Genomic DNA, 15,394 nt, shown 5'->3' on the forward strand with positions numbered 1-15,394 from the left:
GGGCGGGGGTGCTTGGGGTCGACGTTGTCGGTCAGTTTCTTGAGGACGGCCGGGAGACCGGCCACCGTTTCGGGCGGGAGGCCGGTCACGGTCTCCTCCGCCAGGTTTCGCCATAGCTGTTTCACCTGGTCGACCAGGGCCCTGCCGCTGTCGGTGAGGGCGACGACGCTGGCGCGCCGGTCGTCGGGTGCGGGGCTGCGGCTGATGTGAGCGGTGGCTTCGAGCTTGCGGGTCATGAGGGTGACGCTGGGCGGCTCGATGCCGAGCGCCTCGCTGAGCTTGGCCTGGATCATCGGGCCGGTGCGGGCCAGTTCGAGCAGGAGCGCCTCCTGGCCGGGGTGCAGGCCGAGCGGGGCCAGCAGCGCCGCGGCCCTGGCCCGGTGGCGCAGGCTCAGCAGGCGGATCGCCTGGTTGAGGGCGTCGGCTTGCGCGAAGTCCATGGGCTCTCCTTGACAGAAATAGTTATGCGCATAATAGTTATGTGCGTAACTAATGCTACCTGACAGCGAGGAGGAGGTCATGACGACCACCACCGCGACCCGGCGGGCCAGGCCGCGCGCCGGCGCCGCCTCCATGGTGCTGGCGCTCGCGTGCGCCGCCCAGTTCATGGTGATCCTGGACGCGTCCATCGTTAACGTCGCGCTGCCCTCGATCCAGCGGGACCTCGGCTTCACCGGCACCGGCCTGGCCTGGGTGGTGAACGGCTACCTGCTCACGTTCGCCGGCTTCATGCTGCTGGGCGGCCGGGCGGCCGACCTGTTCGGCCACCGCCGGATGCTGGTCGCCGGGCTGCTCGTGTTCTCCGCGGCGAGCCTGGCCGGCGGCCTGGCGGCCGCTCCGGAGGTCCTCGTGGCGGCCCGCGTCGCGCAGGGCACGGGAGCCGCCATGCTCGCCCCGGCGACGCTCGCCGTGATCAACACCGGCTTCACCGAAGGGCCCGCGCGGGCGCGGGCGTTCGGGGCGTGGTCCGCCGCGGGCGGCGTGGGCGGGATGGCCGGCGCGGTCGCGGGCGGCGCCATCACCACCGGCCTGTCGTGGCGGTGGGTCTTCCTGATCAACGTGCCGATCGGCGCGGTGCTGATCGTCGTGGCCATGCTGGCGCTGGCCGGCACGCGCGCCGGGCGGCGGGAGCCGCTCGACCTCACCGGCGCGGTCACGGGCACCGGGGGACTGGCCGCCCTGATCTACGGCGTCATGCAGAGCGCCGAGCACGGCTGGACGTCCTGGCCGGTCGCCGGGCCGGTGGGAGCGGGCCTCGTCCTGCTCGTCGCCTTCGCGGTGGTGGAGGCGCGGTTCTCCGTCCGGCCGATGATGCCGCTGCGGTTGTTCAAGATCCGGAGGGTGGCCGTCGGGAACGGGATGCTGCTGCTGTTCGGCGGGATCGCCATCGCGATGTGGTACTTCTCGGCGCTCTTCCTGCAGAACGTCCTCGGCTACAGCGCACTGGAGGCCGGGCTCGGGCAGACACCTGCCGCGGTGACGTTCGTGGTGGTCGCGCGGGTGGCCGCCGGACTGCTGGCGCGAGCCGGCGTGCGCGCCCTGGTGCTGGCCGGCAGCGCCGGCTTCGTCGCCGGGTTCGGCTGGCTCGCCCAGGCCGATGCCGGGAGCGGCTACCTGACCGGCGTGCTCGGGCCCACGCTGCTCGTCGCGGCCGGCATCGGGCTGACCTTCCCCACCCTGATGGCGGCGGCCACCTCCGACGTCGCCGAGGGCGACGCGGGGATCGTCGGCGGCCTGGCCAACACCGCGAGCCAGGTGGGCGGGTCGGTGGGCCTGGCGGTGCTCGCGACGATCGCCGGGACCAAGGCCGAGACCGGGAGCTCTCCAGCGGCCCTCGCCTCCGGCTACGACCTGGTCTTCCTCGTGGCGGCCGGCCTCGGCCTGGCCATCGCGCTGGTCAGCGCCCTGCTGCCGCGTCCGCCCGCGCCCTGATCTGGTGATCCCCGAGGTCGAGTGGGGACGGGCGCGTAGTTTCCCTGAGGTGAGAGTCCTGGATTCCTTGCGGACTTGCTGATCATCGGAGCGGAACACGGCCGTAGCATGGGACGGGTTTGTGGCCGTTCCTGTGCTGGGGGAGTTGTATGCGGCGGCGTCGGCAGGGTCCGGTCTTCCCCGGGTACCTGATGATCTTGCTGGTGGCGCTGCTGGGATTGGCGTTGCAGGTTTCACCACAAACAACGCACATGGTGCAGAGATGGGCGCTTCCGGTCATCGTGCTGTGCATGCTGCTCATTCCCCTCGTGCTGGCTTGGGAGAAGGGACAGGAGCGGCGGAATCTCGCGCGGCCCGGATGGAAGGCCGATCGGTCGCCGTATCCAGGGCTGGACGCGTTCACCGAGGAGGACGACGGGGTCTTCTTCGGGCGTGAGGACGAGACCCAGGAGCTGATGGAGCGGCTCCGGGGCGAGCCGCGGTCCGTCGCGGTGACCGGGCCGTCCGGGGTCGGGAAGTCGTCGCTGCTGTACGCCGGGCTGCTGCCGCGCGTCCATCAGCAGCGGCGGTGGATCGTCCTGCCGCCGATGACTCCGGAGGACGATCCGTTCCAGAGTCTCGCCCATGGCCTTGCCGACGCGCTGGGGAACGGCGAGGCCGAGCAGATCGCGGACGGGTTGCGCCGCGATCCCGGGACGCTCCGCGTGCATCTCGGCGCGCTGCGGCGGGGACGGCGGAACCGGCCGGTGCTGATCGTCGTCGACCAGGCCGAGGAACTGCTCACCCTGACCGGTGCGGACGACAGGGACGCCTTTCTCGGCATGCTCCGGGACGCGCTGGACGCCGACACCAAGGTGTGGGTCGTGTTCGTCTTCCGGGCCGAGTTCCTGACCGCGTTCCTCAGCGGTGCGTTCGCCGACCTGTTCCGCCATCCGTTCACGGTGACCGCGCTCGACAGGGCCGCGTTGAGGACGGTCGTCCGAGAGCCCGCGGAACGGGCGGGCGTCGCGTTCGACCCGCCCGAACTGGTCGCGCAGATCGCCGACGACACCGGGGACGGGACGGCGCTGCCCCTCCTCGCCTACCTCCTGCACGAGCTGTACCTGCACGTCGGCCGGGACGGCACCATCACCGCCGAGCACTACCGGCGCAGCGGCGGCGTCGACGGCGCGCTGACACGGCGCGCCGACCGGCTGCTGCGCGAGCTGGAGGCGCTGGACCCGGCGCCGCCCGTCCTGCCGGCGCTGCTGAGGTTCGTCAAGTTCACCGAGGGGCGGCCGACCCGCCGCCCGGTGCCGGCGGGCGAACTCGACGAGCCGGGGCGCCGCGTCGTGGACGCGTTCGTCCGGGAGCGCCTGTGCACCAGCGGACGGGACGGCGAGGAGGCCGTGTTCGAGGTCTCGCACGAGGCGCTGTTCACCGCGTGGGCGCCGCTGCGGCAGACGATCGCCATGCACGCCGAGGTGCTGCGCCGGATCGCCGACCTGGAGCAGTGGGCCGCCGAGTGGGACCGCTACGGCCGCCAGGAGGCGTACCTGCTGCGCGGCGACCGGCTGGCCGGCGCCCGCAAGTGGGTCGACGAGGCGGCCGGCCTCGCCGCCATCGAGCCGCTGGCCGCCGAGTTCGTCGAGATCTCCCACCGGTCGGACGGCGTCGCGATGCGGCGGCTCGCCGACTCGATCGCACGGCAGGCGCTCGTCGGCTACCTGACCGATCCCGAGCACAGCCTGCTGCTGGCGCTGGCCGCGCACGAGGAGTGCGCGCCGACGCCGCTCGCGAGGCGGGCGCTGTCGGCGGCGCTCGCGGTGTCGCGGGTCCGGGGCGTCCTGCGCGGCCACGAGGACCGGATCTGGTCCGTGGCCTGGTCCCCGGACGGTTCGCTGGTCGCGACCGGGTCCGCGGACCGGACCGTCCGGATCTGGGACGCCGGGAGCGGCACCGTGGCCGCGGTCCTCCGCGGGCACGAGGGCGCGGTCGTGTCGGTCGCATGGTCGGCCGACGGGCTGCGGCTGGCGTCCGCGTCCGAGGACGGCACCGTGCGCGTGTGGGACGCCGCCGCGCACGCCCGGGTCGCCCTGCTGCGCGGGCACGGCGACATGGTGTGGGGCGTGACCTGGTCCCCGGACGGAACGCGCGTCGCGTCCGCGTCCCGCGACGGGGACGTGAAGATCTGGAACGTGGCGGAGGGAACGGCCGTCACCACCTTGCGCGGCCACGAGGGCTGGGTCCGGGACGTGGCCTGGTCGCCCGACGGCGCGCGGCTCGCCAGCAGCTCCGACGACCGCACGATCCGCGTCTGGGACGCGGCGACCGGCCGGCAGGCGCTGCGCCTCGAAGGGCACGAGGACACCGTCCGGACGGCCGCCTGGTCACCCGACGGGACGAGGCTGGTCAGCTGCTCCTACGACCGGACGGCGAGGCTGTGGGACGCGGCGACCGGCGCGTCCGGGCCCGTGCTGCAGGGGCACGCCGACGTGGTGTGGGACGTCACGTGGTCGCCGGACGGGGCCCGGCTCGCCACGGCGTCCCACGACCGGACGATCCGGCTGTGGTCGGCCGCGGAGGGCACCGAGCTGGCGATGTTCCGGGGGCACGGGGAGCCGCTGCGCGCGGTGGCCTGGTCCCCGGACGGCACGCGGCTGGCCAGCGGCTCCAACGACCGGACCGTCCGGTTCTGGGACGCCGAGCACGCCGCTGAGATCACGGTGCTGCGCGGCCACCGGCGCGCGGTGTCGGCCGTCGACTGGTCCCGCGGCGGTGTGCTGGTCTCCGCGTCCTACGACGGGACGGCGCGGATCTGGGCCGACGACGGCCCCCGTGTCCTGCGCGGGCACACCGACGAGGTGTGGGCCGCCGCGTGGGCGCCGGACGGGGGCCGGGTGGCGACCGCGTCCCGCGACCGCACGGTGCGGGTGTGGACGGCGGACGGCGCGGAGGAGGCCGTCCTCTCCGGCCATGAGGACTGGGTCCGGGCCGTGGCGTGGTCCGCGGACGGGGCGCGGCTCGCCTCGGCGTCGGACGACCGGACGGTGCGCGTGCACGCATGGCGAGACGGCGGGGAGCCGCTCGTCCTGGCCGGGCACGAGGACACCGTGCGCGCCGTCGCGTGGTCACCCGACGACGAGCGCGTCGCCAGCGCGTCCCAGGACGGGACGATCCAGATCTGGGACTCCCGGACGGGCCTGCGGCTCACCCGGCTGAACGTCCCGCAGAGCGCCGTCCGGGCCATGGCGTGGTCGCCGGACGGCACCCGCATCGCGGCGGTGTCGAAGGACTCCGAGGTGCTGGTCTGGGACGCCGCCGAGGGCACCGAGGCCGCCGCCCTGTCGGGTCACGAGGGCTGGCTGCGGTCGCTGGTGTGGTCGCCGGACGGGCGGCTGCTGGCGACCGCCTGCACGGACCGGACGGTCCGGTTGTGGGATCCGGCGACCGGCCGCGAACTGTCCGTCGCCGCCGTCCACGACGACGAGGTGCTGGACGTCGCCTGGTCGCCGGACGGGGCCCGCATCGCGACCGCGTCCGCCGACCGGACGGTCCGGGTGTGGGAGGCCGTCACGGACGGTGCGGCGCTCGTCGAGCGGGCCCGCGGCCGCGTGTTCCGCCGCCTGACTCCCGACGAGCGCCACATCCTCATGATCCCGGCACCGCGAGCCGCCGCGGCCCCGGAACCCTCAGCGGGATGAGCGGCTGAACAGGCGGAAGGCCGATGTGCCGAGGCCGGTCGGCTTCGGCAGGGACGGCGGGATCTCCCGTTCGTCGTAGCGGTCGGTCTCGCGGTGCCATTTGAGGATGCCGGCCATCCAGTCGCGCAGCTCCTCGACGTAGGCGGAAAGGGCGGTGCGGGCGGTGTCGTCGAGGTCCAGGTCGTCGCACAGGCCCGGGAGTTCGGCGGCGATGAGGTGCTCGAACTGGCGGCGGCGGGACGTGATGAGGTCGCCCACGATGGGGAGGGCCTCGTCGCGGCCGCAGCCGAAGAAGTTCTCGATGGCGAGGACGCCGTTGTTCAGCTCGCCTTCGTACTCGATCTCCTTCTGGTAGGAGAAGCAGTCGTTCATGAGGCAGGCGACGTCCATTGCGGAGGTGTTGATCTCGCGGAGGGTGCGCGTTTCGAAGACGTGCGCGGGGATCTCGTGGGAGTGCTCTATTCGGCTCAGGCCCATCGTCAGGTCGGACCCGAAGGTCCACCGGCGCATTTCCAGGTAGTCGACGGGGTCGGGGATGCGCGACTGGAGGTGGTTGTTCAGCTCCCACAGCCAGCTTTCGACCATGCGCTCGACGGAGGTGCGGATCTCGCGGCGGCCGCGGTCGTCCATGTGGGAGACGGTGCGGGGCCAGAGATCGGCGAGGGAGGCCTCGAACGCGTTCTCCGGGACGGGCGTGGCGCCGCAGTCCAGCGGCATGAACGCCGGAATGCGGGCGTTGAACTGCTTCGCTCCGGCCATGTCGCGGTCGCGGTTGAAGACGGCGGGGAAGTAGTCGTCGGCGAAGGTGCCGGCGGCGAGCCACTGGGTCGCGAGGTCGAGCGTCTCGGGCCCGGCGTCCGGATCGATGGAGGCGGCGCAGATCTCGTAGGCCATGCCGATGAGCCCTTCGGCGCTCCACAGCGGGATGGGCGCGCGGGGCTGCGGGTCGAAGATGCCCATCTTGCGCGCCCAGGGGACGACGTTGCGGCCGGCGCGGTCGCGGTGCGGGTTGACGCGGGCCCGGTACGGGATGTCGAAGTCGGGCAGCGGCGTCGGCCCCACCCGCTGGAACGGGACGTGGGGGAGGCTGATCCGGGCCGATCGCAGCAGCGCGGGAATGCGGGACGCCGACATGCCCAGCGACTTCTTGTTCATGTACCGGCTGGAGCGCATGTGCCATTCGTGGCCGCCGGACTGCCAGTCCTGCAGAGCCTTCACATAGGCCGCGACGCTCGCCTGCTCGGCGGGATCGAGCGCGTGGTCGGCGACGATGTGCGGGAGTTCCGTCACCGCGGTGTTCTCGAACTGGCGCAGGCGCGAGGTCAGCAGGTCGTTGACCGTGTCGGCGGCGACCTGCGGCGCCACCGACAGGAAGTGCTCCATCACGAGGACGGAGTTGTTCACCTCGCCCTCGGACTCGGTTTCGCGCTGGTAGGAGAAGATGTCGTTCCGCAGGTGCACGGCGTCGGAGAAGGTGTCCTTGAGGACGCGCAACGGCCGCGTCCCGACCACCCGCTCGGGGATCTCGACGCCCGCGGCGTGTTCGGCGAGGTCCGCCGACCAGGGCGCGCCGCCGACCTTGCGGCGCATCTCGATGTACTCGACCGGGTTCGGGATGCGCCCGGTGCTGATGTTGGACAGCTCCCAGAGCGACTCGCGCAGCAGGTTCAGGGTGCTGACGGAGAAACGGTGCCGCCACGCGTCCGACTTCGACGGGACGGTCCGCGCCCACAGGTCGGCGAGGCCGCGTTCGACGGCGTTCACCGGTTCCGGCGGGTCGAGCGACATGAACAGCGGCAGCCGGTCGAGATAGGTGCGTGCGCCGTCCTGGTCTTGCGGCTTCTTGTAGACCTTCAGGAAGTGGTCGTCGAAGTAGAACACCCAGACGTACCAGTCGGTGATGAGGTCGAGTTCGGGACCGTCGCAATCGGGGTGCGTGTAGGCGCACAGGAGCGGATAGTCCATCGCTTCGAGCGCGCGCTCGTCCCAGATGTCCGGGGTGCCGGGGTCGCGGTCCTCGTCCAGCATCCGCATCTCGCGCGCCCACGCCATCGTGTGCGTCCGCGCGCCCTCCAGATGCGGGTTCAGCCGGGCGGGGTACGGGACGTAGAAGTCGGGCAGCTCGAACGGTTGCATCGACCGGCCTCTCTGTCGGCTCCGAAGACTGTTCTGTCGGTGGCAAGCACTGGGCGGGGCCCGGTTCGGCAACTTACAGCACGCGCAAAGTTACCGACAGTGACACATTGCTCTCCCGGTTCCCTTCTCGGTCTGCGGGTAAGGCGAGGTCATGACGGAGTCGCGCGAACCCGCGAAGGCCGGCGACCCGCTGGAGCAGAACCTCGTGCTCGCCCGGCGGGTCGTCGAGGCCGCGCAGCAGGAGATGGTCGACAAGGCCAGGCAGCGCATCCCCGCGCTGCGGCTCGGCGCCGTCGCGGGGGCCTTCGGCGTCCTCGCGACCGCCGCCACGTACCGGATGAACGTGCTGCTGCTGGAGAAGAGGCTGCCGCCCGAGCTGGCGTCGTTCGTGGCCGCCGCCGTGTACGGGGGAGGGGCGGGCGCCGCCGCGATGGCCGCGTCCCGCAAGTGGAAGGGGCTGCCGCCGCCGCTGCCGACCGACACGGCCCGCCAGGTCGTGGAGATACTCTCCGACAATGACTGATTGACAGCCGGTAGTGGGCGTCGGGAGACTCGGCGGCGTGCGCATCAGCGAGCTGGCCGGCGTGCGGGCCGCGCGGCCGGAGGCGATCGCCGAGGCGGCGGCCGGACGCGCGCGCCGGGAGGCGCCGCCCGGAGCCGGCGGCCGGCTGATGATCATCGCGGCGGACCATCCCGCGCGCGGCGCGCTCGGCGTCGGCGGGAACCCGGTGGCGATGGCCGACCGCGGCGAGCTGCTCGAACGGCTGTGCGTCGCGCTCGACCGGCCCGGCGTGGACGGCGTGCTCGGCACCCCCGACGTCCTCGAAGACCTGATGCTGCTCGGCGTCCTGGACGGCCGGCTCGCGATCGGGTCGATGAACCGGGGCGGCCTCGCCGGGACGTCCTTCGAGATCGACGACCGGTTCACCGCCTACGACGCGGAGGCGATCGCGGGCGCGCGCCTGGACGGCGGCAAGATGCTGCTCCGCATCGACGACGCGGACCGGGCGACCGCCCGGACGCTGGAGGGCTGCGCCCGGGCGGTGTCGGGGCTCGCGCGGCACCGGCTGATGGCGATGGTCGAGCCGTTCGTGTCGCACCGGATCGAGGGCCGGGTCCGGAACCTGCTGACGCCGGAGGCGATGATCCGCGCGGTGTCGGTCGCGTCCGGCCTCGGCGCCACGTCGGCGTACACGTGGCTGAAGCTGCCGGTCGTGCCGGAGATGGAGCGGGTGATGGCGGCGACGACGCTGCCGGCGCTGCTGCTCGGCGGCGAGGTCTCCGGCGACCAGGGCGGGGTGCTGGACGGCTGGCGGCGCGCGATGCGGATTCCGGGTGTGAAGGGCCTCGTCGTGGGACGGTCCCTGCTGTACCCGCCGGACGGCGACGTCCGGGGCGCGGTGGACGCGGCCGTCGAGATCTTGTAACTGCCGAGGTCTTGTGACCGCGGGACGATCCGGGGTAGGCACCGGGTCATGGACAGCGAAGTCACCCCGGTACATGCCGACATCACGCTGCGAGTGAACGGCACAGAGCACCGGCTCAGCGTCGATACCCGCGCCTCACTGCTGGACGTCCTCCGTGAGGATCTCGGGCTGACCGGGTCGAAGAAGGGCTGCGACCACGGCCAGTGCGGGGCCTGCACCATCCTGCTCGGCGGACGCCGCGCGAACGGGTGCCTGGCGCTGGCCGTCGCGCACGACGGAGCGGAAATCGTCACGGTCGAGGGGCTCGCGCAGGACGGCCGGCTCAGTCCCGTCCAGGAGGCGTTCATAGAGAACGACGCCTTCCAGTGCGGTTACTGCACTTCCGGTCAGCTCTGCTCTGCGACGGCCGTGCTGGACGAGGCCGAGAACGGCTGGCCCAGTGCCGTCACCACCGACCTGGGGTCCGACCCCGCCCTGGACGACGACGAGATACGCGAACGCATGAGCGGCAACCTGTGCAGGTGCGGAGCCTATGTCGGCATAGTCGCGGCCGTGCGGGAGGCTTCCCAGCGCAAGGAGGCGGCGGAAGCATGAGGCCCTTCGCCTACGAACGCGCCACCAGCGCCGAGGACGCCCTAGAGCGCCACAACGACGGCGCCGTCTACCTGGGTGGCGGAACCAACCTCGTTGACCTGATGCGGCTCGGTGTGGAGGAGCCGTCCAGGCTTGTGGACGTCGCGCACCTCCCGTACGACCGGATCGAGCTGCGGCCGGACGGAAGCCTCGTCATAGGCGCGGCGGTGAGCAACAGTGCTCTCGCCGCGGACCGGACCGTGCGCGAAGGCCATCCCCTGCTGGCGCAGGCCGTCCTCGCAGGGGCGTCCGGCCAGATCCGCAATCTCGCGACCGTCGGCGGCAATCTGCTCCAGCGCACACGCTGCTCCTACTTCCAGGACACGTCCAAGCCGTGCAACAAGCGGGATCCTGGCAGCGGCTGCCCGGCGCGTGAGGGCGAGCACCACAATCTGGCGATCCTGGGGCATTCGGAGGCGTGCGTGGCGACGCACCCGTCCGACATGGCGGTCGCACTGGCTGCCCTAGGGGCGTCCATCCGGGTCCAAGGGCGGGACGGTGAACGAACCATCCCGATCGAGGATTTCCACAGGCTGCCCGACAACGAGCCAGAGCGCGACACCACGCTCGAACCAGGCGACCTCATCACGGCCGTAGAGGTTCCTCCGGTGGGCATGCCGTCCCGCTACCGCAAGGTCAGGGAACGCGCCTCGTTCGCCTTCGCGCTCGTCTCCATAGCGGCGGCCCTGGACGTGGACGACGGCCAGGTGCGGGACGTGAGGCTGGCCCTAGGCGGCGTCGCCCACAAGCCATGGCGCGCATGGCGCGCAGAAGAAGTTCTGCGCGGCGCCCAGGCGACAGAGGAATCGTTCCTGCGGGCCGCCGAGGCCGAGCTTGAGGCGGCGGAGCCGCTCCGCGACAACGCCTACAAGGTGCCGCTGGCGCGCAACCTGATCGTCCGGACGCTGATGGAGCTGGGGGAAGGGTCATGACTGACCGGCTGGAGAGCCGCGAGAAGGTCACCGGAGCGGCCAAGTACGCGTTCGAGTACGCCGTGGAGAACGCCGCGTACGCGGCGGCCGTGCAGGCGAGCGTGGGGAAGGGCCAGGTCAGGTCCGTCGACACGGAGGCCGCGTTGAGGCTGCCCGGGGTGCTCGCCGTGCTGTCCTGTGAGAACGCCCCGAACCTGGGCGACGTCCCAGACGGGGAGCTGGCCCTCTTCCAGTCGCGGACGGTCTCCTACCGGGGCCAGTTCGTCGCCGCCGTGGTCGGCGAGACGCTCGAAACCGCTCGCGAAGCAGCGCGACTCGTGCGCATCGAGTACGCGGAAGAGGAACCGGACGTCAGGCTCCGCACCGACCACCCCGGCCTCTACAAGCCCGACAAGGTGAACCCCGTCTTCCCCTCGGACACCGAGCAAGGCAAACCCGAAGACGCCTTCAGGGACTCGCCCCTCCAGGTGGACGTCACCTACACGACCCCAGCCGAGCACAACAACCCGATGGAGCCGCACACCACGATCGCCCAGTGGAACGGCGACGAAACCCTCACGCTCTATGACTCCAACCAGGGCGCCTCCACAGTCCAGTCCACGATCGCCCAGGTCTTCGACCTCGACCCCACGCAGGTGCACGTCGTTTCACCGCACGTTGGCGGCGGGTTCGGTTCCAAGGGAACGCCCAGGCCGAACGTCGTGCTCGCCGCGATGGCCGCGCGCGCTGCAGGACGTCCCGTCAAGTTCGCCGTCCCGCGCCAGCAGATGGTCGCCACCACCGGCTACCGGACCCCGACCATCCAGCGGCTCAGGCTCGGCGCCGACGCGGACGGACGGCTCAACGCGATCCTGCACGAGGTCTCCGAGCAGACGTCCACCGTGAAGGAGTTCGCCGAGCAGACCGCGACGCCCACACGCGTCCTCTACAAGGCCCCACACCGCCGTACATCTCACCGTGTGGTGGCCTTGGACGTCCCAACACCGTCCTGGATGCGTGCCCCAGGTGAGACACCGGGCGTTTACGCGCTCGAATCCGCGATGGACGAACTCGCCGTCGCCGCAGGCATCGACCCCATCGAGCTGCGGATCCGCAACGACACCGACCACGAGCCGGGGAGCGGCCTGCCGTTCAGTTCGCGCAATCTGGTCGCGTGCCTGAGGGAAGGCGCCGACCGCTTCGGATGGGCCGGACGCGCCCCCGAGCCGGGCGTCCATTGGGAGGGCCGCAAGCTCGTCGGCATGGGCGTCGCCTCCTCCACCTATCCCGCCTACCAGCGCCCCAACAAGGCCATGGCCCGCGCCGAGCACGACGGGACATTCACCGTCCGGATCGCCGCCGCCGACATCGGCACCGGCGCGCGCACCGCGCTCGCCCTGATCGCCGCGGAGACCCTCAAGGAGGACCTCGGCAACGTGAAGGTCGAGATCGGCGACAGCGCGTTCCCCAGGGCGTCCGTCGCGGGAGGCTCCGCGGGGACGGCCAGTTGGGGAACGGCCGTGGTCCGCGCCTGCGAAGCGCTGCGAGGGAAGATGAACGGCGCCGTCCCGCCGGAAGGGATCGAGGCGTCCGCCGACACCGGCGACGAGCTCAAGGCGCGGGACGAGTACGCCCGGCACGCGTTCGGCGCGCAGTTCGCCGAGGTCGAGGTGGACGCCGACACCGGCGAGGTCCGGGTCCGCCGGATGCTCGGCGTGTTCGCCGCCGGTCGGATCATCAACCCCAAGACGGCCCGCTCCCAGTTCATCGGCGGCATGACGATGGGCGTCGGCATGGCGCTGATGGAGGAGAGCGTCATGGACACCGAGTTCGGCGACTACCTCAACCGCGACCTCGCCCAGTACCACGTGCCGGCCTGCGCCGACGTCCGCGACATCGACGCGGTGTGGGTGGAGGAGTCCGACCCGCACCTCAACCCGATGGGCTCCAAGGGCATCGGCGAGATCGGCATCGTCGGCGCGGCGGCCGCCGTCGGCAACGCCGTCCACCACGCGACCGGGATCCGCGTCCGTGACCTGCCCATCACCCCGGCCAGGCTTCTCACAGCCCTCTGACCGGTTGAAAAGTTCACTATCAAGGTGATCTCCGTCATGCAGGTGGGTATCGATCCCGTGCTCGGGGGCGCCCCCTACCCGCGCTACCCGCGAGGTGATCGCCGTGTACCAGCAGGTCCTCGATCCCGTCGCCGACTCGCTCGGCTGGAGCTCCCTGGTCGCCGCGCTGCCGCTGGCCGTGCTGTTCGTGCTGCTCGGCGGCGTCCGCATGCGCGCCTGGCTGGCGTCGCTGATCGCGCTGGCGGTCTCGCTGGCCGTCGCGATCTGGACGTACGGCATGCCCGCCGGCCAGGCGTTCCTGGCCGGCACCGAAGGCGCCGCGTTCGGCTTCTACCCGATCCTGTGGATCGTCATCAACGCCCTCTGGGTCTACAACATCACCGTCACGACCGGCCATTTCGACGTGCTCCGCCGGTCGTTCGCGCAGGTCAGCGACGACAAGCGGCTGCAGGCCGTGCTGATCGCGTTCTCCTTCGGCGCGCTGCTGGAAGCGCTTGCCGGGTTCGGCACGCCGGTCGCGGTCACCTCCGTCATGCTGATCGCGCTCGGCTTCCAGCCGCTCAAGGCCGCCGTCCTCGCGCTCACCGCCAACACCGCGCCGGTCGCGTTCGGCGCGATGGCGACGCCGATCCTCACCCTCGGCAAGGTCACCGGCGAGTCCAGCGACACGCTCGGCGCCATGGTCGGGCGGCAGACCCCGATCCTCGCCCTGTTCGTCCCGCTCGTCCTGGTCTTCATCGTGGACGGCAAGCGCGGCTTCCGCGAGACCTGGCCCATCGCCCTGTTCTGCGGCGCCGCGTTCGGCGTCGCCCAGTACGTCACCGCGAACTTCATCTCCGTGCCGCTCGCCGACGTCGTCGCGTCCCTGGTCTCGGCCGCCGCCGTCGTCCTGATCGTCCGGCTGCGCCCCTCCGCGGCGCCCGCGAGGCCGGCTCCCGTGGCCGGCGGTTCGGCCGACGAGCCCACCCCCGAGTTCGCCGCCCGCGTCGAGGGCGGGGACTCGCGCGCCGAGGTCGCCCGCGCCTACGCCCCCTACGCGATCATCATCGCGGTCTTCGTCGTCTGCCAGATCGACCAGGTGAAGGACCTCCTGGACAAGGCGACGCGGACGTTCTCCTGGCCCGGCCTCGACCTGACCAGCCCGTCCGGCAAGCCGCTGACCCTGCCCACCTTCAACTTCAACTACCTGACCACGCCCGGTACGCAGATGCTCGTCGCCGGCCTGATCACCATGGCCGTGCTCGGCGTCGGGTTCGGCAAGGCCCTGCGCGCCTACTGGACGACCCTCGTCCAGCTCAAGTGGGCGATCATCACGGTGATGGCCGTGCTCGCCCTGGCGTTCGTGATGAACGCGTCCGGGCAGACGGTCACGCTCGGCACCTGGATGGCCGGGGCGGGCGGCGCGTTCGCGGTCCTGTCGCCGATCCTCGGCTGGCTCGGCACCGCCGTCACCGGCTCGGACACCTCGTCCAACTCGCTGTTCGGCGCGCTGCAGGTCACCGCCGCGAACAAGGCCGACCTCGACACCGTGCTGATGGCCGCCACCAACAGCTCCGGCGGCGTCCTCGGCAAGATGGTGTCCCCGCAGAACCTCGCCATCGCTGCGGCGGCCGTCGGCCTGGACGGGAAGGAGGGCGACATCTTCCGCCGCGTCGTCCTCTGGAGCCTGCTGTTCCTCGCCGGGATGTGCCTGCTGTCGGGCCTGCAGTCCACCGGGATCCTCGGCTGGATGGTCCCCTGACGGGGGCCGCCGCCGGGGGCTACTGCCGGTAGCCCTCGACCTCGCCGGCGGGACGGACCTCGGCCTCGTCCGGGTTCTGTCCCGCCGCGATGCGGGCGCGGCGCTGCCGGAGCAGGTCCCAGCACTGGTCGAGCGCGACCTCCAGGCTCCGCAGCCGCTGCTGCGCGTCCTCGTTCGTCGTCTCGGCGCGCTCGTGCGCCTGCCGGAGGGTGTGCTCCTCCTCGATGAACTCGTTGATACGTTCCAGAATCGCCTTCTCGTCCATGAATTCCGCCCGCTGGGGTTCAGAAGGTGCCGACAGGTGAGAGCCTGGCATACACGGGGCCGCGCACGGTAGCGGCGCCCCGTCCGAGGGCGAGGAGCGGATGACGGTCTGGCGGATCACCGATGGCGAGGGCGGCCTCGAATCGGGTGCGCGTGCGGAGCCGCGCTACGACATCGTCGAGCACGACACCGCGCTGCTGCGCATCTCCGCGGCGTCGGCGTCGCCCCGGCTCCGGATGAGCGGCGAGATCGACGTCTCCAACGCCCCCGACGTCGCGCAGGCGCTGCGCGCCGCCGGGGACCGGCTGCCCGGCGACCTGCACGTCGACCTGTCCGGGCTGGAGTTCATGGACGTCGCCGGCCTGCGCGCGTTCGCCAAGGCCGCCCGCGATCTCGACGCGGGCAGCCGCCTCCTCGTCCTGCACTCGGTCTCCCCGCACATCGACCGGCTCTTCGGGATGATCGGCTGGGCCGCCTCCGCGGGGCTGGAGATCCACTGCCGTCCGCTGCGCTGACCGGCCCGGACGTTCAGTGAACACTCACACTTGCCCGATTTAACGGCAAATGTTCCCTTTCGCCCTCGAACATGGCG

Annotated in this window: 12 protein-coding genes; 9 read left to right on the forward strand and 3 right to left on the reverse strand. The window is 71.8% G+C overall.

Features of this window, described 5'->3' with window-relative positions; genetic code table 11:
- Positions 1 to 440 (reverse strand): MarR family winged helix-turn-helix transcriptional regulator (locus E1293_RS21270; RefSeq protein ID WP_132199199.1); only part of this gene is annotated, 440 nt, incomplete at its 3' end.
- Between the two features lie 79 nt (positions 441 to 519).
- Between E1293_RS21270 and E1293_RS21275 the strand changes: the two genes are divergently transcribed.
- Positions 520 to 1,932 (forward strand): MFS transporter, encoded by a 1,413-nt coding sequence (locus E1293_RS21275; protein ID WP_243716364.1) that lies wholly within the window; start codon positions 520 to 522, stop codon positions 1,930 to 1,932.
- 290 nt (positions 1,933 to 2,222) lie between these two features.
- Positions 2,223 to 5,615, forward strand: a complete 3,393-nt coding sequence (locus E1293_RS21280; protein WP_165978332.1) for an nSTAND1 domain-containing NTPase — start codon at positions 2,223 to 2,225, stop codon at positions 5,613 to 5,615.
- Here E1293_RS21280 and E1293_RS21285 read toward each other — a convergent pair.
- A complete protein-coding gene (locus E1293_RS21285) occupies positions 5,604 to 7,751 on the reverse strand; it encodes a terpene synthase family protein (protein ID WP_132199202.1) in 2,148 nt (715 codons plus the stop codon). The two genes, E1293_RS21280 and E1293_RS21285, sit on opposite strands and share 12 nt — an antisense overlap.
- A gap of 151 nt (positions 7,752 to 7,902) precedes the next feature.
- On the opposite strand from E1293_RS21285, the gene E1293_RS21290 reads away from it, so the two are divergent.
- The 6 genes from E1293_RS21290 (at position 7,903) to E1293_RS21315 (ending at position 14,538) form a co-directional block, all read left to right on the forward strand.
- The gene (locus tag E1293_RS21290; RefSeq protein WP_132199203.1) at positions 7,903 to 8,274 is read left to right on the forward strand and encodes a phage holin family protein; all 372 of its coding nucleotides are present in this window, start codon (positions 7,903 to 7,905) and stop codon (positions 8,272 to 8,274) included.
- Positions 8,275 to 8,311: 37 nt separating this feature from the next.
- Positions 8,312 to 9,178 (forward strand): Cgl0159 family (beta/alpha)8-fold protein, encoded by an 867-nt coding sequence (locus E1293_RS21295; protein ID WP_132199204.1) that lies wholly within the window; start codon positions 8,312 to 8,314, stop codon positions 9,176 to 9,178.
- Between the two features lie 48 nt (positions 9,179 to 9,226).
- Positions 9,227 to 9,772 (forward strand): (2Fe-2S)-binding protein, encoded by a 546-nt coding sequence (locus E1293_RS21300; RefSeq protein ID WP_132199205.1) that lies wholly within the window; start codon positions 9,227 to 9,229, stop codon positions 9,770 to 9,772.
- Positions 9,769 to 10,743 carry an FAD binding domain-containing protein gene (locus tag E1293_RS21305; RefSeq protein WP_132199206.1) on the forward strand — a complete coding sequence of 325 codons (975 nt, stop codon included), beginning with the start codon at positions 9,769 to 9,771 and terminating at the stop codon, positions 10,741 to 10,743. The genes E1293_RS21300 and E1293_RS21305 overlap by 4 nt, the downstream gene beginning before the upstream one ends.
- Positions 10,740 to 12,797: a xanthine dehydrogenase family protein molybdopterin-binding subunit gene (locus tag E1293_RS21310; RefSeq protein WP_132199207.1), complete on the forward strand. Its 2,058-nt coding sequence runs from the start codon at positions 10,740 to 10,742 to the stop codon at positions 12,795 to 12,797. Before E1293_RS21305 ends, E1293_RS21310 begins: the two co-directional genes overlap by 4 nt.
- A 103-nt stretch (positions 12,798 to 12,900) precedes the next feature.
- The gene (locus E1293_RS21315; RefSeq protein WP_132199208.1) at positions 12,901 to 14,538 is read left to right on the forward strand and encodes an L-lactate permease; all 1,638 of its coding nucleotides are present in this window, start codon (positions 12,901 to 12,903) and stop codon (positions 14,536 to 14,538) included.
- A 19-nt stretch (positions 14,539 to 14,557) separates the two neighbouring features.
- Here the strand turns inward: E1293_RS21315 and E1293_RS21320 are convergent, their stop codons facing one another.
- Positions 14,558 to 14,803 carry a DUF2630 family protein gene (locus tag E1293_RS21320; RefSeq protein ID WP_132199209.1) on the reverse strand — a complete coding sequence of 82 codons (246 nt, stop codon included), beginning with the start codon at positions 14,801 to 14,803 and terminating at the stop codon, positions 14,558 to 14,560.
- Between the two features lie 100 nt (positions 14,804 to 14,903).
- Here E1293_RS21320 and E1293_RS21325 point away from each other — a divergent pair, with 100 nt between their 5' ends.
- On the forward strand, positions 14,904 to 15,317 hold the full coding sequence (locus E1293_RS21325; protein WP_132199210.1) for an STAS domain-containing protein: 414 nt from the start codon (positions 14,904 to 14,906) through the stop codon (positions 15,315 to 15,317).
- Positions 15,318 to 15,394 lie beyond the last annotated feature (77 nt).

Source organism: Actinomadura darangshiensis, assembly GCF_004349235.1.
Taxonomy (GTDB): Bacteria; Actinomycetota; Actinomycetes; order Streptosporangiales; family Streptosporangiaceae; genus Spirillospora; species Spirillospora darangshiensis.